We start from the raw sequence: 25,627 nt of genomic DNA, 5'->3' as shown, positions 1-25,627 counted from the left end.
CATCTTCGACTAGCATCGATGACGATTCGGCGCCGGGCGTACCGGCTGTCCGTGCACCATCCCAAGGGGACCATTCATGAAGAAGGCAATGCTTGCTCTCGCCGCCGCCGGGGTTCTGGCTTCGGCGTTCTCCGCCCACGCGGCCGATCGCGTCGATGCCGGCGTACTGGTCTGCTCCGTCGGCTCCAGCATCAGCATGATCGTTGAGTCCAAGCAGGAGCTGAGCTGCACCTACAAGCCGACGCAGGGCCCGGACGTGACCTATACCGGCGTGATCCAGCGCGTGGGCGTCGATCTCGGCGTCACCGGCGCGGGCATGCTGACCTGGGGCGTGGCCGCCGTGACCAAGGCCGTGGCGCCCGGCGCGCTGGCCGGCAAGTATGCCGGCGTTTCCGGCGATGTGGCGCTCGGCATCGGCGTCGGCGCCAATGCGCTGGTGAGCACCGACAATTCCATCGCGCTCAACCCGGTTTCGGTCGAGGGCAATATCGGCGCCTCGCTGGCGCTGGGCGTTGCCGAGCTGACGCTGACCTACAAGCCGTGAGCCTTCGCGCTGGCGCCGGGACCCTTTCGGCACCAGAGCATTCTTGACAAAGCCAAGCCTCGCATGCACCCCTCCGCGCGCCCCGCGCAGAGGGGTGTTTTGTTATTTCCGCCGCGGATCGGCGGCACTCAAGCCCGGGAAGATGCCATGCACCGCTATCGCTCGCATACCTGTGGAGCCCTTCGCGCGAGCGATGTCGGCGCCACCGCGCGGCTGTCCGGCTGGTGTCATCGCATCCGCGACCATGGCGGCGTGCTGTTCATCGATCTGCGCGACCATTACGGCCTGACGCAGGTGGTGATCGATCCCGACAGCCCGGCCTTCAAGCTGGCCGAGACGGTGCGTTCGGAATGGGTGATCCGCGTGGACGGGCGCGTGCGCTCGCGTCCCGCCGGCACCGAGAACCCCGAGCTGCCGACCGGCCAGGTGGAGGTCTACGCGGCGGAAATCGAGGTGCTGGGCGCCGCCGCCGAGCTGCCGCTGCCGGTGTTCGGCGATGTCGAGTACCCGGAAGAAACGCGCCTGCGCTACCGCTTCCTCGACCTGCGCCGCGAGAAGCTGCACAAGAACATCATGACGCGCGGCGCCATCATCGACGCCATGCGCGCGAAGATGAAGGCTCAGGGTTTCTTCGAATTCCAGACGCCGATCCTGACCGCTTCCTCGCCGGAGGGCGCGCGCGACTTCCTCGTGCCGAGCCGCCTGCACCCGGGCAAGTTCTACGCGCTGCCGCAGGCGCCCCAGCAGTACAAGCAGCTGATCATGATGAGCGGCTTCGACCGCTACTTCCAGATCGCGCCCTGCTTCCGCGATGAGGACCCGCGCGCCGACCGCCTGCCGGGCGAGTTCTACCAGCTCGACCTGGAGATGAGCTTCGTCGAGCAGGACGACGTGTTCGCCGCCGTCGAGCCGGTGATCACCGGCGTGTTCGAGCAGTTCGCCGACGGCAAGCCGGTGACCAAGAACTGGCCGCGTATCCCCTATGCGGTCTCGATGCAGAAGTACGGCACCGACAAGCCGGACCTGCGCAACCCGATCGAGATGCAGGACGTCTCCGAGCATTTCCGCGGCTCGGGCTTCAAGGTGTTCGCGCGGCTGCTGGAGGCCGAGCAGAACCGCGTCTGGGCGATCCCAGGCCCGACCGGCGGTTCGCGCGCCTTCTGTGACCGCATGAACTCGTGGGCGCAGGGCGAGGGCCAGCCGGGGCTCGGCTACATCATGTGGCGCGAGGGCGGAGAAGGCGCCGGCCCGATCGCCAACAACATCGGCCCGGAGCGCACGGCGGCGATCCGCGACCAGCTGGGTCTCAAGGAAGGCGATGCCGCTTTCTTCGTTGCCGGCGATCCCTCGAAGTTCGTGAAGTTCGCCGGCGCCGCCCGCACCAAGGTGGGCGAGGAGCTGGACCTCGTCGATCACGACCGCTTCGAACTCGCCTGGATCGTCGACTTCCCCTTCTACGAGTGGAGCGAGGACGAGAAGAAGATCGACTTCTCGCACAACCCCTTCTCCATGCCGCAGGGCGGGCTCGACGCGCTGAACGGGCAGGACCCGCTCACCATCAAGGCGTTCCAGTACGACATCGCCTGCAACGGTTACGAGATCGCCTCCGGCGGCATCCGCAACCACCGTCCCGAGGCGATGGTGAAGGCGTTCGAGATCGCCGGCTATGACGAGCAGACGGTGATCGAACGCTTCGGTGGCCTCTACCGCGCCTTCCAGTATGGCGCGCCGCCCCATGGCGGCATGGCGGCGGGTGTCGACCGCATCGTGATGCTGCTGTGCGGCACCACGAACCTGCGCGAGATCTCGATCTTCCCGATGAACCAGCAGGCGCAGGACATCCTCATGGGTGCGCCGAACGAGGCGACGCCGAAGCAGCTTCGCGAGCTGCACATCCGCACCAACGTGCAGGATAAGTGAGCGCTTGGGCGGCTCTTGCCTGCGGATAAAGGGAAAGGGCGGCCGCGAGGCCGCCCTTTGCTTTTGGAGGATCGGTCGCGCCAGTAACCGGGGTTCAGGGCGTGTCGGCGACCTCGACGTCGAGCTCGTCGACGACGCCGAGCGGGTTGTCGCCGTTCAGCGTCTCGACGATCGTCATCACCGGGAGCGGCTCGCTGCGCGGAGTGATGCGCAGCGCCAGCGTGCTCATCGGCTTCTGGATGAAGCTGACGAAGGCCTGCACCGCGGGGCCGAGCTCGGGCCGCTCCGACACCGTCTCGGACAGTAGCAGCTCGGCGAAGCCGGCGAAGAGCTGGCGGATTTCCGCCGGCTTGATCCCCTGTTCCTTGGCGGCCTCCTCCAGCTTCTGGTCGTAGAGGCCGGCATCGGTGACGCTGATGACGAGCTGGCCCAGATTGACCTGCGCCGCGCCGGCGATGGCCTCGTCGGGCTGGGCGGAAAAGACGGAATCGTCCACGTCGTTCAGCGTGAGCCTGGCCGACACGGCAAAGGCGTCGGACACTTCGACATAGATGGGATCGAGCGTGGCCGTTCCGCTGCCCTCGTTCCAGTCGGCCTTGACGTCCATCGCGACGTTGACGCGCTGCGCCTGACCCGGCACCAGCGCGAAGGCCGTATCGGCGGCGCTCACCGCGTCGGTGGGACCGGTCATGCGGAGCGTGGCGGCGATGCGGGTCGGCAGCGCGTCGGTCTCGCCGTTCCAGGAGAGCGAGAGCTTGTCGATATTCACGGGCTCGCCCTTGTCGGTGGGGGCTTCCGCGTCGTCGAGCTCGAAGGTTCCCAGCACGCTGAAAAGCCGCGCCGGCCAGTTGAGCAGGGCCTTGGCGTCGCGGGTCGCCTCGGCGGCGAGGTCCATCATCGTGCCGGGCCGAAGGCCCCCGACGAAGAGCCGGGCGACGCGGAAGGTCTTGCCGTCCGCCTCGGTGCCGCTGAGCTTGTCGAGCGCGATCTGGTCGAAGCGGCCGCCTTCCAGCGGACCGGCCTTGAGAGAGGCGAGGGACGCCTTGCCGCCGTCCGGCGTGGTGCCGTCCATGCCGTCAAAGACGATGGAGCCGATGCGCAGCCCCTCGTCATAGACGCCGGCCACGAGCTGCATGATCTGAGCGGCTTCTTCCGGCGAGGGCTCCTTGCCTTGCGTGGCGAGCTGTTGCAGGCGCTGGCCCATGGCGAACAGCTCCTCGGCCGGTATGGCGGAGGGGCGGATGGCGAGGTCGCGCAGCGCCATGGACTTCCACCGCTGGCGCAGGCCTCCGTCGGTGGTGACCTCGTAGCCGTCCACCGAGATGGCGCCATAGACGGTGCGGAACGCATCCGCCGCCAGCCGCCGCTCCGGATCGAGCAGGACGAGCATGGCGCCGACATCCACCCCTTCGGCGCTGACCCGGCCGACGGAGCCCTTGCCGGCATTCCGCGGGGCGCCGCCGAGGGTGAAGGTGGAGGGTTCGATCGTCGCGGTGGCGAAGCGGCCGTCGACCAGCCGTTCGAACGTCACCGCGCCGTGGGTCACATCGGTCTCGATCCGCGAATCGCCGGCGCCGGCGCGCGTCGAGACCGTCGATTCGGGAATGGCGATGCGGTCGGCGGTGACCTGCTCGAGGAAGGCCAGCGCGACCTGCCATGCGGTTCCCGCGCCCGGCGTCGCGGAAGGAATCTCCAGCGCCGTCACGTCGATGCGCGGCGCGCGGTAGCTGGCGTCGATCTCCGGCGCCAATGGCAGCGGCCCGTCGAAGACGATGCCCTCGATCTCCACCTTTTTGGCGAAGAGGCGGGCGGGGGAGGGGCGCTCCACGCCGGTGGCGAGGAAGGAGGCGACCTTCAGCGCTCCCTGCCCCGGTGCGGCAAGGGCGATGTCGCGCAGCTCGAAGCGGCCGTCGAACACATCGTAGCGGACCTCGCCGGTCGTCGCCTCCACGCCGTTCGCCTTGAGATTGGCCAAAACAGCGGCGACATGGCTGCGGGCGAGATAGCCGACATAGAAGGTGAAGCCGAAGTAGCCGCCTATGCCTGCGACCAGGAGAGCGACGAGAGCGACGATGAACGTCTTGCGCATGCGGGCATGACCTGAGAAGGACGGGGGCGCGGCCTCGGGCCGCACGCCTGGGAGGGCACCATAAACCAACCGTCGAAAGGCGGGCATTACAAAATGGGAAAGACGTTGTACGGCGAAGCAGAAACCCTATGCTCCGCCGCCAGCTCCGGGGGAAGGAAACGTCATGGCGTCTTATATTTCCGATGATCTGCGCTCGGGCGCGATGTTCTATCACCGCATGCCCCGGCCGGGTAAGCTGGAGATCCAGCCGACCAAGCCGCTCGCAAACCAGCGCGATCTCGCTCTTGCCTATACTCCCGGCGTTGCCGCCGTCTGCGAGGCGATCGCGGCCGACAAGCCGCTGGTCTCCGAGCTTACCGCCCGGCAGAACCTCGTCGCGGTGGTGTCGAACGGCACCGCGGTGCTGGGCCTCGGCAATATCGGCCCGGAGGCTTCCAAGCCGGTGATGGAGGGCAAAGCGGTCCTCTTCAAGAAATTCGCCGGCATCGACGTCTTCGACATCGAGATCAACGCGCTGGAGCCCGACCACGTGGTGAGCGTGGTGGCGGCGCTGGAGCCGACCTTCGGCGGCATCAACCTCGAAGACATCAAGGCGCCCGAGTGTTTCGAGATCGAGACCCGGCTGCGCGAGAAGATGAACATCCCGGTGTTCCACGACGATCAGCACGGCACGGCGATCATCGTCGCGGCGGCGATCGTCAACGCGCTGCACATCGGCGGCAAGCAGCTGTCGGACGTGAAGATCGTCACCTCCGGCGCCGGCGCGGCGGCCATCGCCACGCTCAACCTGCTGCTCTCCATGGGCGCCGCGCGCGAGAACATCTGGGTCACCGACATCGAAGGCGTGGTCTATGAAGGCCGCGAGAAGCTGATGGACCCCTATAAGGGGGCCTTCGCGCAGAAGACCGACGCGCGCTCGCTCGCCGAGGTGATCGTGGGCGCGGACATCTTCATCGGCCTGTCGGCCGGCGGGGTGCTCAAGCCCGAAATGCTGAAGACCATGGGCGAGCGTCCGCTCATCATGGCGCTGGCCAACCCGACGCCGGAGATCATGCCGGACCTCGCCCGCGAGGCGCGCCCGGACGCGATGATCTGCACCGGCCGCTCGGACTTCCCGAACCAGGTCAACAACGTCCTGTGCTTCCCCTTCATCTTCCGTGGCGCGCTGGATGCCGAGGCGACCACGATCAACGAGGAGATGAAGGTCGCGGTGGTGAACGCCATCGCCGAGCTGGCGCGGGAGACGCCTTCCGACGTCGTCGCCCGTGCCTATGGTGGCGAGACGCCGGTGTTCGGCCCCAACTCGCTCATTCCCTCGCCCTTCGATCCGCGCCTCATCCTGCGCATCGCCCCGGCGGTCGCCAAGGCGGCGATGGATTCGGGCGTCGCCAGGCGGCCGATCGCCGATTTCGACGCCTATCTGGAGCAGCTCGACCGTTTCGTGTTCCGTTCCGGCCTGGTGATGAAGCCGATCTTCACCCTCGCCAAGCAGGCGCCCAAGCGCGTGATCTACGCCGAGGGAGAGGACGAGCGCATCCTGCGCGCCGCGCAGGTGGTGGTGGAGGAGGGGCTGGCGCGCCCGATCCTCATCGGCCGTCCCTCGGTGATCGAGACCCGCCTTCAGCGCTTCGGCCTGTCCATCCGCCCGGGCCAGGAGTTCGACCTCATCAATCCCGAGGACGATCCGCGCTACCGCGACTATGTAAGCACCTATGTCGAGCGCGCCGGCCGCCGCGGCGTGACGCCCGAGCTCGCCCGCACGCTGGTGCGCACGACGCCGACCGTGATCGCCGCCCTAGCGGTGCTGCGCGGCGATGCCGATACCATGCTGTGCGGCGTGGAGGGGCGCTTCATCCGCCACCTGCGCCACATCCGCACCATCATCGGCATCGCGCCCGGCGTGCGCGACGTGGCGGCGCTCTCCATGCTGCTGACGTCGAAGGGCGCGTTCTTCCTGTGCGATACGCAGGTCACGCTCGACCCTTCGGCCGAGGATCTGGCCGAGATGGCCCAACTCGCCGCCGCGCATGTGAAGCGCTTCGGCATCGAGCCGAAGGTGGCGCTGCTGTCGCACTCCGACTTCGGCAGCCGCGACGACGCCAGCGCCACCAAGATGCGCGATACCCTCGAGCTGCTGCTGGAGCGGGCTCCCGGCCTGATGGTCGACGGCGAGATGGAAGGCGACAGCGCGCTGGTGCCCGAGATGCGCGAGCGCGTGATGCCGGAGAGCCGCCTGCAGGGCGTCGCCAACATCCTCGTGATGCCCAATCTCGATGCCGCCAATATCGGCTACCAGATGGTGAAGGTGTTCGGCGATGCGCTGCCCGTCGGGCCGATCCTGCTCGGCACGGCGCGGCCAGCGCACATCCTCACCCCCTCGGTCACGGCGCGTGGGATCGTGAACATGACGGCCATCGCGGTGGTCGAGGCGCAGGGCTGCTGACCGTTTAACGGTTCGCTCGCCAGTTTGATCGGGCGCAAGGGCGCCCGCTCACCGGATCGGCTAGGCAGGTGCGAGGGATCGCGCCTGCCTTTTTCCTGGAGAGTTTCATGTCGCATCGCTGGACATTCGCCGCCCTGCTGGCCGCCGGGCTGGCCCTCTGCTTCGCCGCGCCGGCGAGCGCGCGCAATGACACGGCGCGCGGCGCCCTGATCGGTGGCGCGACCGGCGCGGTCATCGGCGGCGCGGTGACGGGGAGCGGCGGCGGAGCCGCGGCGGGGGCGCTCATCGGCGCGGGAACGGGCGCCGCCGTCGGCGCCAACCGCAGCCGCCGTGCGCGCTCTTCTTATTTCTGGCGAAACGGGCGGTGCTATGTGCAGCAGCGCAATGGCCGGATCGTGCGGGTGGACCGCCGCCACTGCCGTTGAGCGGGTGCTTCGTTCCGCTCTTCAGTCAGCATCGGAGCGATGACGTAGCGGAATGTTTTTCGCCTAAAAGCTGCTTTGTGCTCGAAATGTGGCCGTTCTTGCCGTGGAATTGCCATATTTCTGACCAAGCTGCTGGGCGGCACGAATTTGTCTGAATGACTGGGCGACCCTCCGGGCGAGCGGTTCTTCGCAAAAGTCGGCTGCGAAATCGGCGGTCCTCGCGGGGCGCCGGCTGTTACACAGGTCTCGAAGGTTCTTTCTAATGGCGGATACCGGCACGGTTAAGTGGTTCAACGAGCAGAAGGGCTATGGTTTCATCCAGCCCGACAGCGGCGGCAAGGACGTGTTCGTCCACATCAGCGCGGTCCAGCGTTCGGGCCTGCAGGGCCTGCGCGACGGTGACAAGATTTCCTTCGAGCTGCAGACCGACCAGCGCTCGGGCAAGACCTCCGCGGTCAACCTGCGCCCGCTCTGAGCCGCGCTTTCGACGCGCGCGAAACGGACTGGGTTGTCCGTTTGGAGGAAATACAATGTCGTCGCTCCTCTTGGATCGACGACATTTCTGCTGCGGGCGATTCATATAATGTTGCTGCCCCTTGCAAAGACAGCCATTCGCGCTAGTCTCCTGCGCAGACTTTGGCTGGACTCTGGGCCGTTTCACCTTGCGCACGCAGGTGCACGTTCAGCTTTTCTTCCAAATTCGACCCAGCGGTGGGGGCCATGTCCCCGCTGAATGTGCAACCTCGATGCGAGAGACTACCCACTATGTCTACCCAGACCGGCACCGTTAAGTGGTTCAACGACCAGAAGGGCTACGGCTTCATTCAGCCTGATGGCGCGGGCAAGGACGTGTTCGTCCACATCAGCGCGGTCCAGCGTTCGGGCCTGCAGGGCCTGCGTGACGGCGAGAAGGTGTCCTTCGAGCTGCAGACCGACCAGCGCTCGGGCAAGACCTCCGCGGTCAACCTGCGCGTCGGCTGATTGCCGGAGGCGTCCGGCGGGCCGCCTCACACGATCAAGATCGGAAAAGCCGCTGGCCTTGGGCCGGCGGCTTTTTTGTTTCCGTGCTCATGGTCGAAGGGCGGGGCATGGGCGCCTCGTCCCGGTCTCAGGCGGCGCGCCCGTTGAACGGGGTGGGCGAGAGTTCGGCAAGATCGACACCGTGCAGCGCGCGCACATTGACCGCCACCATCGCCGAGCCGTCCGGCGCGGTGCCGCGGGCAAAGGACTCGACTCCGCAGGCCGCGCAGAACAGATGGCTGATCACATGGCGGTTGAAGCGGTATTCCTTCAGCTTGTCCTCGCCGCTGAGCAGCGCTAAGCCGCTCGTCGGCGCGAAGGCGAGGATCAGTCCCTTGGTGGTGCAGATCGAGCAATTGCAGGCGATCGCCTTCGACAGGTCCAGGCTCGTCTCGAAATGGACGGCGCCGCAATGGCAGGAGCCGCTGAAACGGCGCAACGGCGCGGGCTGCGATACGTCGTCCGTCGTCACCGCGCCTGTCTCCTGATCCGTGCTCATGTGCTCCTCCCGGCGAGCTTTCGTTGGCGCGCACCTTCCGCCAGCCGGGGAGGGCCGTCAAACGCAAACGGCCGGGCAAGCGCCCGGCCGTCGCGTCTGTCGATGTCCGGCGAACTCAGCTGCAGCCGGTGGTCGAGCCGCAGGTCTCGCACTTCAGGCAGGTGCCGTTGCGCACCATGGTGAAGTTCTGGCACTCGGGGCAGGCCTCGCCCTCATAGCCCTTGGCGCGGGCGATGGCACGGGCCTCCGCCTTGGTCGGCGCGGCCGCCGCGGCGACCGGAGCGGTGGCGGGCGAGCTCCAGGGGAGGGCGTCGGTGCTGCCCGCCGCCTCTTCCTCGGCTTCCGGCTCGGCCTTGAGGGCGGTTGCGCCCTGGATGCCGCCGCGCAGGGCGGTGACGTTCGAGGTGGCCGGCGCGACGGTCGTGCCCGCCGGCACCACCATCAGGCCCACCGACTTGCCGCGCGTCAGGCCCTTGGAGACCATGCGCGAGGCCGGGGTAGCGGTCGGCGTCGCCTTGCCTTCGTCCACGCCCTTGCCGAGCGCGTCGAAGTTCGACTCGCCGGCGTCGACATGGCCGAGATCGTTGCGGCCGAGATAGGATACGGCCAGCTCGCGGAAGATGTAGTCGAGGATCGACGTCGCGTACTTGATCGTGTCGTTGCCCTGCACCGGGCCCGCAGGCTCGAAGCGGGTGAAGGTAAAGGCGTCGACGTACTCCTCCAGCGGCACGCCGTACTGGAGGCCCAGCGACACCGAGATGGCGAAGTTGTTGATGAAGGAGCGGAGCGCCGCGCCTTCCTTGTGCATGTCGATGAAGATCTCGCCGAGGCGGCCGTCATCATATTCGCCGGTGCGCAGATAGACCTTGTGGCCGCCGACCACCGCCTTCTGGGTGTAGCCCTTGCGGCGGTCGGGCATCTTCTCGCGCTCGTGCACGGCGACGATGCGCTCGACGATCTTCTCCACCACCTTCTCGGTGATCTGCGCGGCGCGGGCGGCGGCGGGCTTGTCGAGGAACGCCTCGATCGCGTCCTCCTCATCGTCTTCGTCGGCGATGAGCTGCGAGTTGAGCGGCTGCGAGAGCTTGGAGCCGTCGCGGTAGAGCGCGTTGGCCTTCAGCGCCAGGCGCCAGGAGAGCAGGTAGGCCTCCTTGCAGTCCTCGACGGTCGCCTCGTTCGGCATGTTGATGGTCTTGGAGATCGCGCCCGAGAGGAAGGGCTGCGCCGCCGCCATCATCAGGATGTGGCTGGTGACCGAGAGGTAGCGCTTGCCGATGCGTCCGCAAGGGTTGGCGCAGTCGAACACCGGGTAGTGCTCGGTCTTCAGGAACGGCGCGCCTTCGAGCGTCATGGCGCCGCAGACGTGGATGTTGGCGGCTTCCACGTCCTTCTTGGTGAAGCCGAGATGGGCCAGCAGGTCGAAGGCCGGGTCGGCGAGCTTGTCGGCCGGCACGCCGAGCTTGGCCAGGGCCTCGTCGCCGAGCGTCCAGCGGTTGAATACGAACTTGATGTCGAACGCGCTCTTCACGCCGGCATCGATCTTGGCGAGCATCGCGTCGTCGAAGCCCTTGGCGCGCAGCGTCGAGTGGTTGATCGCCGGGGCCTGGGTGATCGAGCCGTGGCCGACCGCATAGGCCTCGATCTCGCCGATCTGGCTTTCCGAGTAGCCGAGCGTGCGCAGCGCTTCCGGCACGGCGCGGTTGATGATCTTGAAGTAGCCGCCGCCGGCCAGCTTCTTGAACTTCACCAGCGCGAAGTCGGGCTCGATGCCGGTGGTGTCGCAGTCCATGACGAGGCCGATCGTGCCGGTGGGCGCGAGCAGCGTGGTCTGGGCGTTGCGGTAGCCATGCTCCTCGCCCAGCGCCAGCGCCTGGTCCCAGGTCGCCTTGGCGCGCTCGACGAGGATCGGCTGCGGGACCTTGCCATGGTCGAGCGGCACGGGGTTGGTGTTCAGCCCCTCATAGCCGCCCTTCTCGCCATAGGCGGCGCGACGGTGGTTGCGCATCACGCGCAGCATGTGCGTGGCGTTCGGCTTGTACTCGGGGAACGGGCCGAGCTCCCTGGCCATCTCCGCCGAGGTGGCGTAGGCGACGCCGGTCATGATGGCGGTCAGCGCGCCGCAATAGGCGCGGCCCTCGTCGGAATCGTAGGGAATGCCGGAGGTCATCAGCAGGCCGCCGATATTGGCGTAGCCGAGGCCGAGCGTGCGGTACTCGTAGGAGAGCTTGGCGATCTCCTTCGAGGGGAACTGCGCCATCAGGATCGAGATCTCGAGCACGACGGTCCACAGCCGGCAGGCATGCTCGTAGCTCTCCACGTCGAACGTGCCGTCCGCCTTGCGGAACTGCAGCAGGTTCAGCGAGGCGAGGTTGCACGCGGTGTCGTCGAGGAACATGTACTCCGAGCACGGGTTGGAGGCGCGGATGTCGCCGCCCGCCGGGCTCGTGTGCCAGTCGTTGATGGTGGTGTGGAACTGGATGCCGGGATCGGCGCAGGCCCAGGCCGCGTAGCCGATCTTCTCCCACAGCTCCTTGGCCTTGAGCGTCTTCGTCACCTTGCCGGTGGTACGCGAGACGAGGTTCCAGTCGCCGTCGGCCTCGACCGCGGTGAGGAAGGCGTCGTCGACGCGCACCGAATTGTTCGAGTTCTGGCCGGAGACGGTGAGATAGGCTTCCGAATCCCAATCGGTGTCGTAGATCGGGAATTCGATGTCGGTGTAGCCTTGGCGCGCGAACTGGATGACGCGACGGATGTAGTTCTCCGGCACCTGCGCCTTCTTGGCGGCGCGGATCTCGCGCTTCAGCGCCGGGTTCTTCTCCGGCTCGAAGCAGTCGTCGTCCTCGCCCTCGCAGTTCACGCAGGCCTTCATCACGGCCTTCATGTGCTTGGCGACGGTCTTGGAGCCGGTGACGAGGGCGGCGACCTTCTGCTCCTCCTTCACCTTCCAGTCGACATAAGTCTCGATGTCGGGATGGTCGGCGTCGACCACCACCATCTTGGCGGCGCGGCGGGTGGTGCCGCCCGACTTGATGGCGCCGGCAGCGCGGTCGCCGATCTTGAGGAAGCTCATCAGGCCGGAGGAGCGGCCGCCGCCGGAGAGCTTCTCGCCCTCGCCGCGCAGCGCCGAGAAATTGGAGCCGGTGCCCGAGCCGTATTTGAACAGGCGCGCCTCGCGCACCCACAGGTCCATGATGCCGCCCTCGTTCACCAGGTCGTCGGAGACGGACTGGATGAAGCAGGCATGCGGCTGCGGGTGCTCATAGGAGGACTTGGAGCGCGTCAGCTTGCCGGTGGCGTAGTCGACATAGAAGTGGCCCTGGCCGGGGCCGTCGATGCCATAGGCCCAGTGCAGGCCGGTGTTGAACCACTGCGGCGAGTTCGGCGCGGCCATCTGCATGGCGAGCATGTAGCGATGCTCGTCGAAGAAGGCCTGCGCGTCCTCCTCGCTATCGAAATAGCCACCCTTCCAGCCCCAGTAGGTCCAGGTGCCGGCGAGGCGGTCGAAGACCTGGCGGGCATCGGTCTCGCCGACGAAGCGCTCCTTCTCGGCGAGGGCGCCGAGCGCCTTCTCATCCGCCGCGCCGCGCCAGAGGAAGGAGGGAACCGTCTCCTCCTCGACCTTCTTCAGGCGCGCGGGGACACCCGCCTTGCGGAAATACTTCTGGGCGATGATGTCGGTCGCAACCTGGGAGAAATGCTCGGGCACGTCGATCCCTTCGAGGCGGAACACCACCGACCCGTCGGGATTGCGGATTTCGCTGGTCGCCTTGCGGAACGCGATGTCCGCATAGGGTGAACGGCCGGCCTTCGTGTAACGGCGCTCGATGCGCATTCTCTTCGTCCCCGCTTCGCGGCGAGCCCTGTCGTCCGGCCCGCTCATCGACATTCAAAGCCACGGATCTCGGTCCGCGCACGCCTGTCTTCCGGCAACGTGATCGACCTGACGGCCGTTCCGCTCCCGCTTGTTTTTGGCACGCACAACGCCCCGCCGGGATCAACATGCCGGCGACGGAGTCCGCTTCAATCTGGATGATGCCGGGCACAAAACCTACGCTGCGTCCGACGAGGCCAAACTGGCCGACTCCCTTTTTTTCGTCAACCTTCCGTCACAAACTCTAGTGTGGAAGGGATGAAAAATATCTAAATATAGATGGTGACGCCAGTCCTCGCGCGCCACCCCGCGAAGCTCCAATCGAGCGCGGATTCGCGCCGTGAGTCCAGTCTGAATGCAGGCCCCCGCGAGGGGCGGTGAAGAACGGGGATGTCGGGCATGCCTCTGTCGGGAGCGCACGGCAGGGATGCGCGGGCACGCGAACTGACCTACCGGCATCTGGACAGGCGGCCCCCGCGCCCTCAAATGGCATGTCTCCGCCATTTTTGCCCCGGCCATATCCCATGACCCAATCCACCGACGCGGCTCCCGCCGCCGGCGCGCTCACCTTTTTCCTGCTCGCGCTGGCGGCGGGGCTGGGCGCCGCGAATCTCTACTACGCCCAGCCGCTCATCGCGCTGATCGCCGACGACATCGGCCTCGACGAGACGCTGGCGAGCCTCGTCGTGACGGTCGGCCAGATCGGCTACATATTGGGGCTCCTGCTGCTGGTGCCGCTGGGCGACATACTGGAGAACCGGCGGCTCATCGGCTCCATCATCCTCGCGGCGGCGGCGGGTCTTGGCCTCGCCTTCGCCTCCACCACACCTTCGCTCTTCCTGCTCGCCGCGCTGGTCTACGGCATCGGCTCGGTGGTGGCGCAGGTGGCGGTGCCCTTCGCGGCGCATCTGGCGCGGCCGGAGGAGCGCGGGCGCAAGGTGGGCAGCGTGGTCAGCGGGCTGATGACCGGCATCCTGCTCGCCCGGCCGGTGTCCTCCATGGTGGCGCACTGGTTCGGCTGGCGGGCGGTGTTCCTGATCGCGGCGCTGGCGATGCTGGCTTTGGCCGTCGGGCTGCGCGCGGCGCTGCCGCAGCGCCATCCCGGCGGGAAGGCGACCTATCGCGCGCTCGTCGGCTCGCTCTGGCCGCTCATGCGCTCGCAGCCGGTGCTGCGCCGGCGCGCCGCCTATCAGGCCACCATGTTTGGTGCCTTCACCCTGTTCTGGACCGCCGTGCCGCTGCTGCTCTCGGCGCCGCAATTCGGGCTCGGGCAGCAGGGAATTGCCATCTTCGCGCTCGCCGGGGCGGCGAGTGTCGTCATCTCGCCGCTGGCCGGCTGGTTCGCCGACCGCGGCTTCTCGCGCGCGGCGACGGGCGTGGCTCTCCTTTTGGCGATCGCCGGCTTCCTCGTCACCGAACTCGGCGCGGCGATGTCCTCGGTCGTGGTGCTCGCCATCGGCGCCATCGTGCTGGACTGCGCGGTGACGGCAAATCTCGTCTTCGGGCAGCGGGCCATCTTCATGCTGGCGCCGGAGATCCGCTCGCGTCTCAACGCGCTCTATATCGCGACCTTCTTCTTTGGCGGCGCCCTCGGCTCGGCGCTGGCGAGCCCGCTCTATGAACGGGGCGGCTGGGGCGCCGTCACCATCGCCGGCATCGCCATCATCGCCCTGGCGCTCGCCTACTACACGACGGAGTTCCGCCGCCGCGATTGAGCGCCTCGCTCCATCGTGCGTAAGCGCCGCGCGGGCGCTCGCGCGGCTGGACACCGGGCGGCTCGGGTGGCATGTTCCGCCCGAGCTTTAAAGCCGGCGCAGGGACGAATTCCGTGAAGCTTTCCGACTTCATCACCGAGACCTTCACCTGGTGGAAGGGTCAGACCATGGGCACGCGTTTCCACACGTGGCGCTACGGTGAGTTCGTTGGGGAGGACGAGTTCGGCAATCGCTACTATCGCACCAAGGGCCGCAAGATCGACCCGACGCTCGGCTTCGAGCGCCGCTGGGTGATCTTCAACGGCTATGCCGAGGCGAGCGCCATTCCGCCGGGCTGGCACGCCTGGATGCACCAGCGCTCCGATGTGCCGCCGAGCGAGGAAACCTACGTTCCCCGCGAGTGGCAGAAGCCGCATCGCCCCAACCCGACCGGCACGGCGAACGCCTATCACCCGCCGGGCTCGACGCTCGGCTTCGGTCACCGCCCGGCCGTCACCGGCGACTACAAGGCCTGGACGCCCGAGTGACATCGCATCCGCCGGCAAGGCGCGCGGGGGATCGTGCACCCGTGTCCCGCTCGCCCCGACATCGCCGCATTGCCCCGCATCTTGGCCGGTGGCGCGCCCCGGACGAGGCGCGCGGCTTTCGAGGCTATCCGATGTTCGCCGGTCCGCTCCGTTCTGCGCTCCTGACGGCCGTGGCGCTCCTCGCGCTCGCCGGCCCGCTCGCCGCCCAGCAGGGCTGGCAGGGCGGCGTCGATTCGCAGCCGCTGGCGCCGCCGGCCGACGTGCCGTCCGGCGCGGTCGACAATCCCGATTCGCCTCCGCCCGGCGGTCCCGGCGTTCCCTCCATCATGGAGGATCCCGACGCGGACGCGCCGCGCGCGCCGGCCCCGACACAGCCCGAGGTGCCCGGCCAGGCCACGGTCGGTCCCAGCGGCGACATCGAGGTGGTGCAGCCGCCCGATCAGAAGATCGAGAACAAGACCGCCGTGTTCTCCGGCCTCGACAAGATCACCGGCCGCATCATCAGCTTCGACGTGGCGATCAACGAGACCGTCCAGTTCGGCGCGCTCCGCATCACGCCGCGGGCCTGCTACACGCGGCCGCAGACCGAGCAGCAGAACACCACGGGCTTCGTCGAGGTCCAGGAAATCACGCTGGAAGGCAAGATGCAGCCGTTGTTCGGTGGCTGGATGTTCGCGTCCAGCCCGGGCCTGCACGGCGTCGAGCACCCGATCTATGACGTGTGGCTGACCGACTGCAAGCAGAGCGCGCCGGTGATCGCCTCGCCGGGCGGCCAGCAGTAGAAATCGCCCTCGCCATCCGCCAGGGCCTGCGACAGTAGCCGGTGATAGTGCCGCCGGGGCACCTCGATGGCGCCGAAGCTCTTGAGATGATCGGTGACGAACTGCGTGTCGAGCAGGGTGAAGCCGCCCTGCTTCAGCCGCGCCACGAGATGCACCAGCGCCACCTTCGAGGCGTCGCGCGCGGTGTGGAACATGCTCTCGCCGAAAAAGGCGCGGCCGAGCCGCACGCCGTAGAGCCCGCCGACCAGCTCGCCATCTTGCCACGCCTCCACCGAATGGCAGTAGCCGCGCGCGAAGAGATCGCAGTAGAGCTTGCGGATGCGCCGGTTGATCCAGGTGGAGCCGCGCCCTTCGGCGGGTGCCGCGCAGCTGTCGATCACCGCCTCGAAATCATGATCGATGCGGACCTCGAAGCGGTCCGAGCGCACGGTGCGCGCGAGCCGGCTCGAAATGGAGAACCCGTCGAGCGGGATGACGCCACGCCGCTCCGGCTCGATCCAGTAGAGGCCGGGGTCGTCCGCGCTTTCGGCCATCGGGAAGATGCCGCAGGCATAAGCCTTCAGCAGCACTTCCGGGGTGATCTCGACCTGATGTTCGCGCGGGTGTGACATGCCGCCAGCATGGCGGAGATGCGCGGCGCTGTGAAGGCGCCGCGCATGGGAGACTCAGCTTGCCGGCTCGCCTTCCGCGAGGAAGTGCTCGAGCCAGTGGATGTCGTAGGCGCCGCGCTTGATGTCGTCGTTCTCGACCAGCTCGCGGAACAGCGGCAGCGTGGTCTCGATGCCTTCCACGACGAACTCGTCGAGCGCGCGACGCAGGCGCGCCAGGCATTCCTCGCGGGTGGCGCCGTGGACGATGAGCTTGCCGATCATGCTGTCGTAATAGGGCGGGATCACGTAGCCCTGATAGACGGCCGAATCGATGCGCACGCCGAGGCCGCCCGGCACGTGCCAATAGGCGAGCTTGCCCGGCGAGGGCCGGAAGGTGCGCGGATGTTCGGCATTCACCCGGCACTCGATGGCATGGCCCTTCAGCACGACGTCTTCCTGGCGGAAGCTAAGGGGCTCGCCGGCGGCCACGCGGATCTGCTCGCGGATGAGGTCGAAGCCGGTGATGGCCTCCGTCACCGGATGCTCCACCTGGATGCGGGTGTTCATCTCGATGAAATAGAACTCGCCATTCTCATAGAGGAACTCGATGGTGCCGGCGCCGAGATACTGCATGTCGCGCATCGCCTTGGCGACGGTCTCACCGATCTGCGCGCGCTGCTCCGGCGTGATCACCGGGGAGGGGGCCTCCTCGAGCACCTTCTGGTGCCGGCGCTGCAGCGAGCAGTCGCGCTCGCCCAGATGCACGGCATTGCCGCGACCATCGCCGAAGACCTGGATCTCGATGTGGCGCGGCGTGCTGAGATATTTCTCGATATAGACCGCATCGTCGCCGAAATTGGCGCGCGCTTCCGAGCGGGCCGTGGAGAGCGCCGTGGACAGCTCTTCCGGCGAGCGGGCGACCTTCATGCCGCGTCCGCCGCCGCCGGCGGCGGCCTTGATGAGCACGGGGAAGCCGATCTCGGCGGCGACACGGGCCGCTTCCTCGTCGGTGGAGACCCCGCCTTCCGAACCGGGCACGCAGGGGATGCCGAGCTTCTTGGCGGTCTTCTTCGCCTCGATCTTGTCGCCCATGATGCGGATATGCTCGGGCTTCGGTCCGATGAACTTCACGCCGTGGTCGATGAGGATCTCGGCGAAGCGGGCATTCTCGGACAGGAAGCCGTAGCCCGGATGCACCGCCTCGGCCCCGGTGATCTCGCAGGCGGCGAGAAGGGCCGGGATGTTGAGGTAGCTGTCCTTGGCGGGCGGCGGGCCGATGCACACGCTCTCGTCGGCGAGCTTGACATGCATGGCATCGGCGTCGGCGGTGGAGTGCACCACGACGGTGGCGATGCCGAGCTCCTTGCAGGCGCGCAGCACACGCAGCGCGATCTCGCCGCGATTGGCAATCAGGATCTTGCCGAACATCAGGCGGACCTCACTCGATGATCAGGAGCGGCTCGCCATACTCGACCGGCTGCGCATTCTCCACGAGGACACGGGTCACGGTGCCCGCGCGGGGAGCGGGGATCGCGTTCATGGTCTTCATCGCCTCGACGATGAGGAGCGTCTGGCCTTCCTTCACCACGGAGCCGACATCGACGAAGAACTTCGCGCCGGGCTCGGGGCCGAGATAGGCCGTGCCGACCATCGGCGAGGTGACGAGACCGGGGTGCTTCGACACATCCTCGGCGGCAGCGGCAGGCGCGGCGCCGATGGACGGGGTCGGCGCGGCGGCGATGGGAGCGGGTGCGGCCACGGCCACCGGGGCCGGCGCGGCGTAGACCGTCGGCGCGGCGCGGGCGACGCGGATGCGGAGATCCTCGTGCTGCACCTCGATTTCGGTGAGGTCGCTCTCGGAGAGCAAGTTGGCGATCTCGCGCACCAGCGCAGGGTCGATGTTGGGCTTGTTGGTTTTCATCATGATCCTGTGACGGTGCTCCCCGTCTCCCCTTCAGCTCACTCGACTGCCGGCGAGCGCGTCGATGGCGAGCCGGTAGCCGTCGATCCCCAGCCCGCAGATCACCCCACGGGCGACCGGCGAAATGTATGAATGATGGCGGAAGGCTTCCCGCGCGAAGACGTTGGACAGGTGGACTTCGACGACATTGAGGCCGACCGCCTTGATGGCGTCGGCGACAGCGACGGAGGTGTGGGTGTAAGCGGCGGCGTTGAGGACGACGCCCAGCGAGCCGCGCGCTTCCTGCAGGAAGGTGACAAGCTCGCCCTCGTGATTGGTCTGGCGGAAGACGAGCCCGAGGCCATGGCGCTCGCAGGCGGCGCGGCAGGCGGCCTCGACATCGGCCAGCGTCGCGCGACCGTACACCTCCGGCTCGCGCGTGCCGAGCAGGTTGAGGTTCGGACCGTTGAGTACATGCACCGTATCGGGCATCGCGCCTCAGGAAGCCAGCCGCCGCCCGACCCGTGTCGGAACGGCCGCGGGTTTATAGGCAATGGCTTGGCTCGCGCCAAGCCCTGCCGTGCTTTGCGGGCGAATAACCCCCAGCCGGTTATGCGCGACTGGTGTTCCGGTAGTCCCGGCCGGCCTCACGTGACTCAGCACTGGGTCTTGCCGCAGGACCGCATGGACTGGATGGCATCGCGGATCTGGTCGTGGCCGACCGCACCGACGATGACCGAGTCGCCCAGCACATAGCTCGGCGTGCCGTCGATGCCGAGCGCGTCGGCGATCTGCAGGCTTTCCTGCAGCGAGGCGTCGATCTCCGGGTTCGCCAGCGCCTTCTCCAGCTTCGCCTTGTCGATGCCGACCTCGGCGGCGGCTTCCAGCGCCTTGGCCTTGTTGGCCTGGCCGCGGTCGCTGAGCAGCTTCTGGTGGAAGGCGTAGTACTTGTCCGGCTCGGTGAGGCGGACCGCGACGGCGACGCGCGCCGCCTCCACCGAGCCCGGGCCGAGCACCGGGAATTCCTTCAGCACCACCTTGAGCTTGGGATCGGACTTGACCAGCTCGACGAGGTCGCCAAGGGCGCGCTTGCAGTAGCCGCAATTGTAATCGAAGAACTCCACGAGGGTGACGTCGCCCTTGGGGTTGCCGACGACCACGCCGCGCGGGGAATCGAAGATCAGTGGCTTGAGCTCGGTCAGCGCCTTCTGGCGCTGGCCCGCCTCGGCGGCGGCCTGACGCTTCTGGAGCTCCATGATCGCTTCCTGGATCACCTCGGGATTCTTCAGCAGGTAATCGCGGATGACGCCCTCGAACTCCTGACGCTGGGCGTCGTCGAGTGCGGAGGCGGGCGTGAGGCTGGCGCCGGCGGTGAGGCCGAGGACGAGCGCGGTGGCGATGGCGCCGCGTCCGAGACGGCGAAGGAAGGTCAGCGGCAGCATGGGTATCTCCGAGGAAAAGGGGCGAGGCAGGGGGCCATCCGCCCCGGCATGGGTCGAACCGGCGTCGTCTACGGCGGAGGCTTCTTCCGGGCGCGTGGATCGACGGGCGGCTTGTAGTTGACGATATCGTCGGCCTTCAGCCATCCGGGCGTGCCGAGCTTGAAGCCGTTGCGCGCCCGCGTCGCCAACTCCCGCGAGAGGCGGAAGTCGCCGCCCATGAAGGCGGACTGCGCGGAGGCGAGGTCGGCGTTCGGAATGTCGCCCTTGCGGCCATAGGCCATGGCGAGATAGCGCCAGCCCGCCGGTGAGGACGGCTCGCGCTGGAGGCTGAAATTCAGCTCGCGCACCGCTTCGTCCATGGTCGACTTGTCGTCGGTGGCGACCAGCGCCTGGCCGAGGAGCATGCGGATGAGCGGATTGCCGCCGGACAGCGCCACGGCGCGGCGCAGCGGCGCCACCGCCTCGCGGGCCCGGCCCGCCTCCAGCAGCGCCTGACCCTTGATCTCGTGGAAATAGGCGTTGTTCGGCTGCTCGGCGATCAGCGCGTCGATCTGCCGGACGGCGTCGGGCACCGCGCCGAAGCGATAGGCGGAGATGGCGCGCGCATAGCGGGCCGGCAGCGAATTGTCGGAGCGCGGATAGACGCGGCTCACCGACTCCGGCGGCTGGGTGAAGCCGACGAGCTTGGCGCGCATCATGTCGTGGCGGGCCTGCAGCGCCGGCGAATCCTTGGTCTCGAAATAGGGGCTCTTCTGCGCCAGCTCGGACAGGAGCGCGATGCGCTCCGTCGCCATGGGATGGCTCAGCACATAGGGATCGACCCGCTGGCTGAGGAACATCTGGTCGTTCTGGAAGCGCTCGAACGTCGTCAGCATGCCGCGCGCGGACTGCTTGGTGGCGTTGAGGTAGGTCACCGCCGCTCGGTCGGCGGAGGCTTCCTGCCCGCGCTGGTAGGACAGCAGCGAGCGGCGGATGATCTCCTGCGGCGCGGCGATGGCGCCCGCGGCCGCCCCGCCCATATTGGCGCCAGCGGAGGCGCCGGCCGCCACGCCGCCGGCCGCCAGCAGCATGGCCACGATGGAGGCCGTCTGCGCGGCTTCGAGCTGCTGGCGCATATTTGCCAGATGGCCGCCAGCGATGTGGCCGGTCTCGTGCGCCAGCACGCCGATGATCTCGTTCGGCGTCTTGGACTGCTTCAGCGCACCGATGTTGATGAAGATGCGCCGGCCGTCGGCGACGAAGGCGTTGAAGCTGTCGCTGCCGACCAGCACCACCTGGATGTTCTGCTGGCTCAGGCCGGCGGCCTTGAAGATCGGCCGCGTGTAATCCCGCAGCAGCGTCTCGATCTCCGCGTCGCGGATGATTCCGGGCTGTCGGCCTTGCCCCTGTGCCTGGGCAGCCGGGCCGGCGAGCGTGGCGGCGGCGAGAAGGCCGAGCCCCTGCGCCGCGCGCACGGCCATGCGGGCGAGACGGCCGGAACCGGCGGCACTTCGCCGAAGCGGGGGGTTGTCAAGCAGCGGTGCAGGCATCATCCATCGACACGAGCGAGTTCGGGGCGAACTGACGCTGTTGCGGCAACAGGGTCAAGCCTCGGTTTCATCATCTTCTATTGAACGTCAGCCGAGACGAGCCGGAGAATACGGCGCAGATACGGCGGTTCGGCAAGGTCTGGCAACATGAACCCGACATCCACGTCACCCCGTCTGGCGGCGGCGGCCGCGCTGACCAGCGCTTCGCGCCGCAGCGAGATCGCGCCCTTCATCGTCATGGACGTGATGGAACGCGCGGCCCGCATCGAGGCGGCCGGCGGACATGTGATCCACATGGAAGTCGGCCAGCCCGCCGCGTCGGCTCCGGCCGCGGCACGCGAGGCGGCGCGCCGTGCGCTCGACCACGGCCGCATCGGCTACACCACGGCCCTCGGCCTGCCTTCGCTGAGGGCGCGCATCGCCCGCCACTACGGCGAGACCTACGGGGTCGGCCTCGACCCGGCGCGGGTGGTGGTGACGACCGGTTCCTCCGCCGGCTTCCTGTTCGCCTTCCTCGCTCTGTTCGAGCCGGGCGACCGGGTGGCGATCGCCAATCCCGGCTATCCGCCCTATCGCCATATCCTCACGGCGCTCGGCTGCGAGCCAGTGCTGATCGAGACCGACGCCGCCTCGCGCTGGGTGATCACGCCCGAGGCGCTGATCGAGGCTCATCGCAAGACGCCGCTCAAGGGTGTGCTGGTGGCGAGCCCGGCCAATCCCACCGGCACGATGATGCGCCCGGAGGCGCTGGCCGAGCTCATCCGCACCGCCGAGGGGCTTGGCATCCGCTTCATCTCCGACGAGATCTATCACGGGCTGGACTACGCCTTCCCCGCCTCGACGGCGGCGGCGATCAGCCCGAACGCGACGATCATCCATTCCTTCTCGAAGTATTTCTGCATGACCGGCTGGCGGGTCGGCTGGATGGTGATGCCCGAGGGGCTGGTGCGGGCGGTGGAGCGGCTGCAGCAGAACCTGATGATCTCCGTGCCGACGCTCTCGCAGGTCGCCGCCGAGGCCGCCTTCGATGGCGCGGCGGAAATGGAGGCGGTGAAGCACGGCTATGAGGTCAACCGTCTGATCCTCACCGAAGGGCTGCCGAAGGCCGGTCTGCCGGAGTTCCTGCCCGTCGACGGCGCTTTCTATCTCTATGCCGATGTCTCGCATTTCACCGACGATTCGGCGGCCTTTGCCCGGCGGCTGCTCGACGAGGCGCTGGTGGCGGCGACGCCGGGCGTCGATTTCGACCCACATCGCGGCCATCACTATCTGCGCCTGTCCTATGCCGGCGCGGCCGACGAGATGCGTCAGGCCGTCAACCGCATCGGCGACTTCCTGCGCAAGGGCTGAGCCCGGCTGAGCCCGCTCCAAAAAAGAAAACGGCGCCGCGAGGCGCCGTTTCCGTATCGTGGGCCGGGAGTGAGGAACCTCACTCACCGAAGATCTTGCGCTGCCACCAGCCGGTGCGGCGCGGACGATCATCGGCCGGGGCGGGGGCGGAAGCCTCGACGGCGGGCGTCACGGCCTCGGGCTCCTCGGCGGGGGCCGCCGGCGCTTCCGCAACCGTCTGCGTGGCGGCCGGCGCCTCCGGCGCGGCCGGGGCCACCGTCTCGTCGGTCACCACCGGAGCGGGCTCGCGCACCGTGGAGCGGCGGCGGCGCGGCTTGGGCGTCTCGACCGGTGCCGGTTCGGGCTCCGGCGCAACGGCCACGGGGGCCGGCTCACGCACGGTGCTGATCGTCCGGGCGGCCTTGGCACTTGCCGGCTCGGGGCTCGCTTCGGCGTTCTCGGCCGCGGCGCTCTCCGGGTTCGCCTCGTCGGCCGCCTTCTCCGCACGGGTGCGGCGACCACCGCGACGGCCACGACGCGGACGGGCCTCCTCGGCCGGCGCTTCGGCCGCTTCAGCGGGAGCTTCCGCCGGCTCGGCGGCGACAGGCGCCTCGGCGACGGCCTCGCTCGTCACGCTGGCAGCCGCTTCGGCCGTCACCTCGGCCGGGGCCTCGTGACCTTCCGCGGCGGCGTCATCGGCCTCGCCATCCTCGCCATCGTCCTCGAACTCGATGCCGGCAGCATCGCTGCCAGCCTCGCCGTCGGCGGAACGATGACCGTTCTCGTTCTGGCCACCACCGCGACGCCGGCGCCGGCGCCGGCGCCGGCGGCGTCCACCGTCGCCCTGAGCCTGCTCGCCCTCGCTCTCGGCGGAGGCCGGCTGGCTGCGGCCCTCGCTGGTCTCGACCTCTTCCTCGTCGATCTCGTCCTCGGCGATGGCGATCTCGTCCTCCGGCTCGATCACCACCTCGGGCGGACGGGGCAGGGGGATCGGATTGGCGACGGGCTCGCCCTTGTCGATGGCGAAGGGCGTCAGCCCGGTCAGCGTCGGATCGGCGGAGATGGTGATGAGAACGCCGAAGCGCTCCTCCAGCTCATGCAGGTGCGCGCGCTTGTGGTTGAGCACGTAGAGCGCGTTCTCGGTCCGCGTGCGGATGACGAGATTGTGCGTGTTCGAGCGCTGGAGCATGTCCTCGGCGGCGCGCAGCAGCTGCAGCGCGACCGAGGGCGAGGAGCGCACATGGCCGGTGCCGCCGCAGTGCGGGCAGACCTCGGTGGAGCTTTCCAGCACGCCGGTACGGATGCGCTGGCGGCTCATCTCCATCAGGCCGAAATGCGAGATGCGGCCGAGCTGGATGCGCGCGCGGTCGTTCTTCAGGCATTCCTTGAGCTTGCGCTCGACCGCCCGGTTGTTGCGCTTCTCGTCCATGTCGATGAAGTCGATCACGACGAGGCCGGCGAGGTCGCGCAGGCGCAACTGGCGGGCCACCTCCTCGGCGGCCTCCAGATTGGTCTTCAGCGCGGTGTCCTCGATGTTGTGCTCGCGGGTCGAGCGCCCGGAGTTCACGTCGATGGAGACCAGCGCCTCGGTCGGGTTGATGACGAGATAGCCGCCGGAGCGGAGCTGCACCTGCGGCAGGAACATCGCGTCGAGCTGGCTCTCCACCCCGAATCGGGTGAAGACCGGCTGCAGATCCTTGTAGACCTTCACGTTCTTCGCATGGCTCGGCATGAGCATGCGCATGAAGTCCTTGGCCTCGCGATAGCCCTCGTCGCCGGCGACCAGAACCTCGTCGATGTCCTTGTTGTAGAGGTCGCGGATCGAGCGCTTGATCAGCGAGCCTTCCTCATAGACCAGCGAGGGCGCGGTGGAGCCGAGCGTCAGCTCGCGCACATTCTCCCACAGCCGCAGCAGGTATTCGAAGTCGCGCTTGATCTCCGGCTTGGTGCGGTTGGCGCCGGCGGTGCGCAGGATGACGCCCATGCCCTCCGGCACCTCGAGGTCGGAGGCGACCTCCTTCAGCCGCTTGCGGTCCTCGGCCGAGGTGATCTTGCGGGAGATGCCGCCGCCGCGCGCGGTGTTTGGCATCAGCACCGAATAGCGGCCGGCGAGCGAGAGATAGGTGGTGAGCGCCGCGCCCTTGTTGCCGCGCTCTTCCTTCACGACCTGCACCAGCATGACCTGCCGGCGCTTGATCACTTCCTGGATCTTGTAGGTGCGGGCGCGGCCGCGCGGGGCGGCGCGCTCGGGCACTTCCTCCAGCGCGTCGTCGGAGCCGACCTCGTCGACGACCTCTTCCTCGCCGGCGATTTCCTCGACCTCGCCGCCGGCCTCGTCGTCCGAGGAGGGGCGGCGGCGCGAGCGGCGGGCGGGGGCCGCCTCGGCGGCTTCCTCGCTGGCGGGAGCGTCGCCGGAGGCAGCCTCCTCGGAGACGGCCTCGTCGCCGGCTGCGGCCTTGGCCGCGCCGCGGCTACGACGGGAGCGGCCCTTCGGCTTCTCCTCGGCCTCGGCCTCGGCTTCCTTGCGCTGCTGGCGCTCTTCCTCGGCGAGCAGCGCCTGCCGGTCGGCGACCGGGATCTGGTAATAGTCGGGATGGATCTCGCTGAAGGCGAGGAAGCCATGCCGGTTGCCGCCATATTCGATGAAGGCGGCCTGGAGGGAGGGTTCTACCCGCGTGACCTTGGCGAGGTAGATGTTGCCGCGGAGCGGCTTGCGGTTGGCGGCCTCGAAGTCGAATTCCTCGACTCGGTTGCCGCGCACCACCACGACCCGAGTCTCCTCGGGATGGGTGGCGTCGATGAGCATCTTGTTGGCCATTGAACTCTCATGTGCGGCAGCGGCCGCGTCGACGTCTCTGAGGACGCCGGACGGCGGAGGCCGTGCCTGTAAGCGGTGACCGGAAGCGGGATGCGGCGGGAGGGACGGAGCGCCTCGCATGCGGGGCGCCGACGCGATGCAGGGGCCACAGGGCGGCGGGCATGTGCGCGACGGGAAAACCCGT

The 25,627-nt window shown here is 68.0% G+C and carries 20 protein-coding genes; 10 read left to right on the top strand and 10 right to left on the bottom strand.

All coding sequences use genetic code 11. From position 1 onward, the window contains the following. The first annotated feature begins 76 nt into the window (after positions 1 to 76). Both FO470_RS10725 and aspS read left to right on the top strand, forming a co-directional pair. On the top strand, positions 77 to 544 hold the full coding sequence (locus tag FO470_RS10725) for a DUF992 domain-containing protein (RefSeq protein ID WP_144342958.1): 468 nt from the start codon (positions 77 to 79) through the stop codon (positions 542 to 544). 147 nt (positions 545 to 691) lie between these two features. After that, the gene (gene aspS / locus FO470_RS10720) at positions 692 to 2,464 is read left to right on the top strand and encodes an aspartate--tRNA ligase (protein WP_144342957.1); all 1,773 of its coding nucleotides are present in this window, start codon (positions 692 to 694) and stop codon (positions 2,462 to 2,464) included. Positions 2,465 to 2,558: 94 nt separating this feature from the next. Here aspS and FO470_RS10715 read toward each other — a convergent pair whose 3' ends face one another. After that, entirely contained in the window at positions 2,559 to 4,553 is a 1,995-nt protein-coding gene (locus FO470_RS10715; protein ID WP_144342956.1) for a hypothetical protein, read from the bottom strand. A gap of 163 nt (positions 4,554 to 4,716) precedes the next feature. Here FO470_RS10715 and FO470_RS10710 point away from each other — a divergent pair, with 163 nt between their 5' ends. The 4 genes from FO470_RS10710 (at position 4,717) to FO470_RS10695 (ending at position 8,402) form a co-directional block, all read left to right on the top strand. Beyond that, positions 4,717 to 6,996 (top strand): NADP-dependent malic enzyme, encoded by a 2,280-nt coding sequence (locus tag FO470_RS10710; protein WP_144342955.1) that lies wholly within the window; start codon positions 4,717 to 4,719, stop codon positions 6,994 to 6,996. A gap of 107 nt (positions 6,997 to 7,103) precedes the next feature. Further along, positions 7,104 to 7,421, top strand: coding sequence for a glycine zipper domain-containing protein (locus FO470_RS10705; RefSeq protein ID WP_144342954.1), 318 nt, complete (start codon positions 7,104 to 7,106; stop codon positions 7,419 to 7,421). 262 nt (positions 7,422 to 7,683) lie between these two features. Continuing rightward, positions 7,684 to 7,896, top strand: coding sequence for a cold-shock protein (locus FO470_RS10700; RefSeq protein ID WP_144342953.1), 213 nt, complete (start codon positions 7,684 to 7,686; stop codon positions 7,894 to 7,896). Between the two features lie 290 nt (positions 7,897 to 8,186). Next, complete coding sequence (locus FO470_RS10695; protein WP_013165949.1) at positions 8,187 to 8,402, top strand: cold-shock protein; 216 nt, start codon at positions 8,187 to 8,189, stop codon at positions 8,400 to 8,402. 127 nt (positions 8,403 to 8,529) lie between these two features. Here the strand turns inward: FO470_RS10695 and FO470_RS10690 are convergent, their stop codons facing one another. Both FO470_RS10690 and FO470_RS10685 read right to left on the bottom strand, forming a co-directional pair. Next, complete coding sequence (locus FO470_RS10690; protein WP_144342952.1) at positions 8,530 to 8,940, bottom strand: GFA family protein; 411 nt, start codon at positions 8,938 to 8,940, stop codon at positions 8,530 to 8,532. Between the two features lie 115 nt (positions 8,941 to 9,055). Further along, positions 9,056 to 12,772 carry a vitamin B12-dependent ribonucleotide reductase gene (locus FO470_RS10685; protein ID WP_144342951.1) on the bottom strand — a complete coding sequence of 1,239 codons (3,717 nt, stop codon included), beginning with the start codon at positions 12,770 to 12,772 and terminating at the stop codon, positions 9,056 to 9,058. A gap of 563 nt (positions 12,773 to 13,335) precedes the next feature. Here FO470_RS10685 and FO470_RS10680 point away from each other — a divergent pair. The 3 genes from FO470_RS10680 (at position 13,336) to FO470_RS19860 (ending at position 15,835) form a co-directional block, all read left to right on the top strand. Next, the gene (locus tag FO470_RS10680) at positions 13,336 to 14,526 is read left to right on the top strand and encodes an MFS transporter (RefSeq protein WP_144342950.1); all 1,191 of its coding nucleotides are present in this window, start codon (positions 13,336 to 13,338) and stop codon (positions 14,524 to 14,526) included. Between the two features lie 113 nt (positions 14,527 to 14,639). Further along, the gene (locus tag FO470_RS10675; RefSeq protein WP_272482971.1) at positions 14,640 to 15,053 is read left to right on the top strand and encodes an NADH:ubiquinone oxidoreductase subunit NDUFA12; all 414 of its coding nucleotides are present in this window, start codon (positions 14,640 to 14,642) and stop codon (positions 15,051 to 15,053) included. Positions 15,054 to 15,184: 131 nt separating this feature from the next. After that, the gene (locus FO470_RS19860; RefSeq protein WP_144342948.1) at positions 15,185 to 15,835 is read left to right on the top strand and encodes a DUF2155 domain-containing protein; all 651 of its coding nucleotides are present in this window, start codon (positions 15,185 to 15,187) and stop codon (positions 15,833 to 15,835) included. Here the strand turns inward: FO470_RS19860 and aat are convergent. The 6 genes from aat to FO470_RS10640 form a co-directional block, all read right to left on the bottom strand. Continuing rightward, on the bottom strand, positions 15,766 to 16,446 hold the full coding sequence (aat, locus tag FO470_RS10665; protein WP_144342947.1) for a leucyl/phenylalanyl-tRNA--protein transferase: 681 nt from the start codon (positions 16,444 to 16,446) through the stop codon (positions 15,766 to 15,768). The genes FO470_RS19860 and aat overlap by 70 nt on opposite strands. 54 nt (positions 16,447 to 16,500) lie before the next feature. Then, on the bottom strand, positions 16,501 to 17,853 hold the full coding sequence (gene accC / locus FO470_RS10660) for an acetyl-CoA carboxylase biotin carboxylase subunit (RefSeq protein WP_144342946.1): 1,353 nt from the start codon (positions 17,851 to 17,853) through the stop codon (positions 16,501 to 16,503). A gap of 10 nt (positions 17,854 to 17,863) precedes the next feature. Further along, complete coding sequence (gene accB, locus FO470_RS10655; RefSeq protein ID WP_418655053.1) at positions 17,864 to 18,346, bottom strand: acetyl-CoA carboxylase biotin carboxyl carrier protein; 483 nt, start codon at positions 18,344 to 18,346, stop codon at positions 17,864 to 17,866. Between the two features lie 33 nt (positions 18,347 to 18,379). Next, positions 18,380 to 18,817, bottom strand: a complete 438-nt coding sequence (gene aroQ / locus FO470_RS10650) for a type II 3-dehydroquinate dehydratase (RefSeq protein WP_144342944.1) — start codon at positions 18,815 to 18,817, stop codon at positions 18,380 to 18,382. A gap of 164 nt (positions 18,818 to 18,981) precedes the next feature. Continuing rightward, entirely contained in the window at positions 18,982 to 19,767 is a 786-nt protein-coding gene (locus tag FO470_RS10645) for a DsbA family protein (protein ID WP_144342943.1), read from the bottom strand. A 68-nt stretch (positions 19,768 to 19,835) separates the two neighbouring features. Next, positions 19,836 to 21,227, bottom strand: coding sequence for a M48 family metalloprotease (locus tag FO470_RS10640; protein ID WP_335880663.1), 1,392 nt, complete (start codon positions 21,225 to 21,227; stop codon positions 19,836 to 19,838). A 216-nt stretch (positions 21,228 to 21,443) separates the two neighbouring features. Here FO470_RS10640 and FO470_RS10635 point away from each other — a divergent pair, with 216 nt between their 5' ends. Beyond that, a complete protein-coding gene (locus FO470_RS10635; protein WP_186291924.1) occupies positions 21,444 to 22,646 on the top strand; it encodes a pyridoxal phosphate-dependent aminotransferase in 1,203 nt (400 codons plus the stop codon). A 79-nt stretch (positions 22,647 to 22,725) separates the two neighbouring features. Here FO470_RS10635 and FO470_RS10630 read toward each other — a convergent pair whose 3' ends face one another. Further along, the gene (locus tag FO470_RS10630; RefSeq protein WP_144342941.1) at positions 22,726 to 25,443 is read right to left on the bottom strand and encodes an Rne/Rng family ribonuclease; all 2,718 of its coding nucleotides are present in this window, start codon (positions 25,441 to 25,443) and stop codon (positions 22,726 to 22,728) included. Positions 25,444 to 25,627 lie beyond the last annotated feature (184 nt).

This window comes from Ancylobacter moscoviensis (genome assembly GCF_007559435.1).
In the GTDB taxonomy this organism is placed as follows: Bacteria; Pseudomonadota; Alphaproteobacteria; order Rhizobiales; family Xanthobacteraceae; genus Ancylobacter; species Ancylobacter moscoviensis.
This window is presented reverse-complemented; position numbering and strand designations above follow the sequence as displayed.

What these genes read in the sequence shown, in the direction of transcription:
- FO470_RS10640 (WP_335880663.1), bottom strand. Translation starts at nt 21,227, where the DNA reads ATGGCCGTGCGCGCGGCGCAGGGGCTCGGCCTTCTCGCCGCCGCCACG.
- aat (WP_144342947.1), bottom strand. Translation starts at nt 16,446, where the DNA reads ATGTCACACCCGCGCGAACATCAGGTCGAGATCACCCCGGAAGTGCTG.
- FO470_RS10695 (WP_013165949.1), top strand. Translation starts at nt 8,187, where the DNA reads ATGTCTACCCAGACCGGCACCGTTAAGTGGTTCAACGACCAGAAGGGC.
- accC (WP_144342946.1), bottom strand. Translation starts at nt 17,853, where the DNA reads ATGTTCGGCAAGATCCTGATTGCCAATCGCGGCGAGATCGCGCTGCGT.
- FO470_RS10715 (WP_144342956.1), bottom strand. Translation starts at nt 4,553, where the DNA reads ATGCGCAAGACGTTCATCGTCGCTCTCGTCGCTCTCCTGGTCGCAGGC.
- FO470_RS10705 (WP_144342954.1), top strand. Translation starts at nt 7,104, where the DNA reads ATGTCGCATCGCTGGACATTCGCCGCCCTGCTGGCCGCCGGGCTGGCC.
- FO470_RS10700 (WP_144342953.1), top strand. Translation starts at nt 7,684, where the DNA reads ATGGCGGATACCGGCACGGTTAAGTGGTTCAACGAGCAGAAGGGCTAT.
- FO470_RS10710 (WP_144342955.1), top strand. Translation starts at nt 4,717, where the DNA reads ATGGCGTCTTATATTTCCGATGATCTGCGCTCGGGCGCGATGTTCTAT.
- FO470_RS10680 (WP_144342950.1), top strand. Translation starts at nt 13,336, where the DNA reads ATGACCCAATCCACCGACGCGGCTCCCGCCGCCGGCGCGCTCACCTTT.
- FO470_RS10635 (WP_186291924.1), top strand. Translation starts at nt 21,444, where the DNA reads ATGAACCCGACATCCACGTCACCCCGTCTGGCGGCGGCGGCCGCGCTG.
- FO470_RS10725 (WP_144342958.1), top strand. Translation starts at nt 77, where the DNA reads ATGAAGAAGGCAATGCTTGCTCTCGCCGCCGCCGGGGTTCTGGCTTCG.
- accB (WP_418655053.1), bottom strand. Translation starts at nt 18,346, where the DNA reads ATGAAAACCAACAAGCCCAACATCGACCCTGCGCTGGTGCGCGAGATC.
- FO470_RS10685 (WP_144342951.1), bottom strand. Translation starts at nt 12,772, where the DNA reads ATGCGCATCGAGCGCCGTTACACGAAGGCCGGCCGTTCACCCTATGCG.
- aroQ (WP_144342944.1), bottom strand. Translation starts at nt 18,817, where the DNA reads ATGCCCGATACGGTGCATGTACTCAACGGTCCGAACCTCAACCTGCTC.
- FO470_RS10630 (WP_144342941.1), bottom strand. Translation starts at nt 25,443, where the DNA reads ATGGCCAACAAGATGCTCATCGACGCCACCCATCCCGAGGAGACTCGG.
- FO470_RS10645 (WP_144342943.1), bottom strand. Translation starts at nt 19,767, where the DNA reads ATGCTGCCGCTGACCTTCCTTCGCCGTCTCGGACGCGGCGCCATCGCC.
- FO470_RS19860 (WP_144342948.1), top strand. Translation starts at nt 15,185, where the DNA reads ATGTTCGCCGGTCCGCTCCGTTCTGCGCTCCTGACGGCCGTGGCGCTC.
- aspS (WP_144342957.1), top strand. Translation starts at nt 692, where the DNA reads ATGCACCGCTATCGCTCGCATACCTGTGGAGCCCTTCGCGCGAGCGAT.
- FO470_RS10690 (WP_144342952.1), bottom strand. Translation starts at nt 8,940, where the DNA reads ATGAGCACGGATCAGGAGACAGGCGCGGTGACGACGGACGACGTATCG.